At 73.6% G+C, this 1,647-nt stretch carries 2 protein-coding genes; both read left to right on the plus strand.

The features are described 5' to 3' along the window. A partial coding sequence (locus tag ACWEO5_RS38450) for a class E sortase (protein ID WP_452166703.1) occupies nt 1–578 on the plus strand: 578 nt, incomplete at its 5' end. Nucleotides 579–874: 296 nt separating this feature from the next. Further along, nucleotides 875–1,600 (plus strand): carbohydrate-binding module family 20 domain-containing protein, encoded by a 726-nt coding sequence (locus ACWEO5_RS38455; RefSeq protein ID WP_452166704.1) that lies wholly within the window; start codon nt 875–877, stop codon nt 1,598–1,600. The last annotated feature ends 47 nt before the right edge of the window (nt 1,601–1,647 follow it).

The raw sequence follows: 1,647 nt of genomic DNA on the forward strand, positions 1-1,647 counted from the left end.
GTCCCTACCCGACCCTCTTCCGATCTCCCGCGTACGGGCCCCCGGCGCCGCCACCCGCTGCTCCCGCCCCCGCCCCCGCCCCCGCTCCTGCCGCGCCCGGCGCGCCCGCCGCGCCCGAGCCGGGGGCGGAGCTCGGCACCCTGACCATCCCGCGGCTCGAACAGCTCGACCTGCCCGCCACCTTCACCGTCCGCGAGGGCGTGGACCGGGGCACCGTCCTCGACTCCGGCGCCGTCGGGCACTACGCGGACACCCAACTCCCCGGCGAGCAGGGCAACCTGGGGCTGGCCGCGCACCGCAACGGCCACGGCGAGCCGTTCCGTCACCTGGACCGGCTCGCCCCCGGCGACCAGGTGGTGCTGCGCACCCCCGGGGCGGTCTACACCTACACGCTGGACCGCGAGCTGCCGGAGACCGGCGCCGACAACTACGAGGTGCTCGACCCCGTCCCCGCCCAGGCCGGCTACACCTCCCCCGGCCGCTACCTGACCCTGACCACCTGCACCCCGGAGTTCACCTCGCTGTATCGCCTGGTCTGGTGGGGCCACCTGGTCTCCGAGGCGCCGACGGCGCCCTGAGGGCCGCCCGGATTGAAAAGTTTTGCGCCATCTTGCAGCAAGGGTTTTCATGACGCCCGGATGTCGCCGGGCGCACGGGCGGGTGTCCCCGGCGTCAACCCGGCCGCCGTTCTCCCGCCGCAGCGGCCCGAAGGCACTCCCTCCACTTCTTGAAGGCAAACAACCGGAGAGGCCCGGAGCATGACCTGAATCCGATACCGGCGAGGCCGCCGGGGCGGATCCTCCGTTGATTCCATGTTGTGATCAACGGGCGCTGACGCCGCGTCAGCGCCGACGGAGAAGAGACGGGAAGTCCCATGACCACCGCACCGCCCCGTACCACGGCCACCGCCTGGTGGCGCCCGCTGCTGCTCGCGGCCGCCCTGCTGACCGGGCTGTTCGGCGCCGCCGCACCGGCCGGCGCGGCCACCGCCGAGGCCACCATCTCGGTCACGGTCTCGGCCGTGACCAACCCCGGGGACACCGTCCTGATCAGCGGGAACACCGCGCAGCTGGGCAACTGGGACCCGGCCGCGGCCGTCCCGCTGCACACCACCGCGCAGACCTACCCGTCCTGGACCGGGTACGTGCAGATCATCCAGGGCAGCACCGCGGAGTACAAGTTCCTGATCCGCAGCAGCACCGGGGCCGTGACCTGGGAGAGCGTCCCCAACCGCACGGTGACCCACTCGACGACCACGATCACCGCGATCGACGACCGCTGGAACGTCGGCAGCGGCGCACCGGTCGCCGCGAGCTTCCACGTCACCGCCGGCACCGCCTACGGGCAGAACGTCTACCTGGTCGGCAACCTGGCCGAGCTGGGCGGCTGGAACCCGGCCGCCGCCGTCCCGCTGAGCACCGGCTCCGCCGACTACCCGACCTGGAGCGCCGCCCTGCGGCTGCCGCCCAACACCCCGGTCGAGTACAAGTACCTGATCGAGAACCCGGACGGCAGCGTGGTCTGGGAGGGCGGCGCCAACCGCACCGCCACCACCCCGGCCGCCGGCACCTTCACCGTCCAGGACACCTGGCGCCCGTAGGGCCCGCCGCCCCACCGACCGCCCGGCACCGGACGCGTGGCGTCCGG

Source organism: Kitasatospora sp. NPDC004272 (genome assembly GCF_053603035.1).